Source organism: Paenibacillus xylanilyticus (genome assembly GCF_013359935.1).
GTDB lineage: Bacteria > Bacillota > Bacilli > Paenibacillales > Paenibacillaceae > Paenibacillus > Paenibacillus xylanilyticus.
On the sequence record NZ_JABMCB010000113.1, the window covers coordinates 1 to 1849 of the forward strand.

1 protein-coding gene and 2 pseudogenes are annotated in these 1849 nt (G+C 39.0%); all 3 read right to left on the minus strand.

Features of this window, described 5'->3' with window-relative positions; all coding sequences use genetic code 11:
• Positions 1–384, minus strand: a pseudogene (locus HP552_RS01235) (hypothetical protein); the annotation flags it as partial.
• A gap of 31 nt (positions 385–415) precedes the next feature.
• The gene (locus HP552_RS01240) at positions 416–1030 is read right to left on the minus strand and encodes an SH3 domain-containing protein (protein WP_175393905.1); all 615 of its coding nucleotides are present in this window, start codon (positions 1028–1030) and stop codon (positions 416–418) included.
• 380 nt (positions 1031–1410) lie between these two features.
• A pseudogene (locus HP552_RS01245) lies at positions 1411–1849 on the minus strand (hypothetical protein); the annotation flags it as partial.

Consider the following 1849-nt stretch of genomic DNA (forward strand, 5'->3'; position numbering starts at 1 on the left):
CTGCAGTAACTTTTCATTTTCTGCAGCGATATTCTCTGGCATAGTCCAGGTGTTACCCACTAACTTCCCTGTTTCAAAATCACGTCCGTATGAAGTGATTTTCTTCCCGCCATCTTCAATGACGAGTTTATTATGAAGTTGGTTGTCCCGGTATTCCTCCGTGATTTCAGTGAGGTTCTCACGATCACGGTAGCGAATGATGTAGGACCCGTCTTCCATGGTTTCTTTGATGTATTCCACCTTGCCTTGTGTTGCCTTATTGGCAGCACTTAGAACATCACTCTGAGCACTAACGATCGTTGGTTGATTGAGGTACATATAGCCACTTACAGCGACAGCTGCCAGTGGTAATGTTAGCAAAGAAGCCATTGTCTTTTTCTTCACAGGGAAACTCCTCCTTTACATTTATAACGCTTTATTCAGCTTTTAAGTTCCAGCCATTTACAAATCCGTTGTCAAAAGTTCCTGACGAGTTAGAACCGGCTTGGAAGTCTTTTACTCTCCAAGCATTTGGGTTGCAAGTAGAAGCCATCAATTCAGAGTCAAAGGATTGTAAGTAATAGTTTTCATTCAATCCCTTCATGACGCCACTCATATTGCTACAGTCACTCGAAAACATTTGAGTCCATCTGCTCGTTTTGGCTACATGAGTATAATGATAATTGAAAGTTCTACTTCCAGTGGTATTATACCAAGCAGCCCATCCCAGTGCTGAATTGGCATAATAGCCTAAGCTGGCATTAGGATAGTAATTACGTATCCATGTGTAACTGTCTGCTGTCGTTAAACCGCAAGAGCCAGACGGACAGTATTCCACAAGGTCTGTTCCCATACTCACCTGACCAATAATGGGATAAGATGTACCCGCTCCACTACGGAGGTTGAGACCAGCTGTTTTTACATCATACACGTATGTTTTTTTGTCATATGAAGCTAGTGCATCAATGGTACCAGTTGGAACATAAAAAGATACGATGGCAAATACAAATAAAACGAGATACTTACTGCTTAGATTGATCAATTTTACCACAAATATCAACTCCCTCCATATTATGTACAAGAACATATTACCATATCCAACCAATAAAATGTTACAATTTGTAATAAAATCAAATAATATATCGTTTCATAATTATAATATCCAATTTTATCATCATCCTTTTTACGTATTACAACACAGAATATGACCCATAATCATCTGGGCGATTGCGAGACACTACCCCAAAACAAAAAGCCCATACAGACGATATTTATCTGTGTCAGGGCTTTTGAAGTGAGACAGTTTTATTCGTAGACCTTTAGACCTTAACCTTGCTTACATTTAAGTTTAGTTCACAGCTTTGATTCTACAGTTGATACTACTAAGTGGAGTTTGTTGTTTTTTCATGATTAGATCCAGAATCAAATTTTTTAGGATCCTTCCAAAACTTTATCCTCTATAACAGGAGCAGGAATTTCTGTAATCTCAATCGACTCTTCGGGACCAAAGCTTTGAATCTTCATTGGCATGGAGTCCAGATATTTATACTCCTCCGTTTTAGTTGAACTTCCGATAATATTACCCTCTTTATCTTTTGTGAAAATCTCACGTTTAGTTGGTAAGCCGGTATCCAAATCAATGGTTACTATCTCTTTATGAAGGTCATCTTCAGCAAGTGCCTGTTGCTCGTTTTTGTCTGAAGAAGTCAAGGATTTCACTTCATTAGTTTCAAGTACCGTCCAATCCTGACTTTCCAGTTCATTCTTCGCCTCTTCTAACAGAGAGATCTGCAGTAACTTTTCATTTTCTGCAGCGATATTCTCTGGCATAGTCCAGGTGTTACCCACTAACTTCCCTGTTTCAAAATCA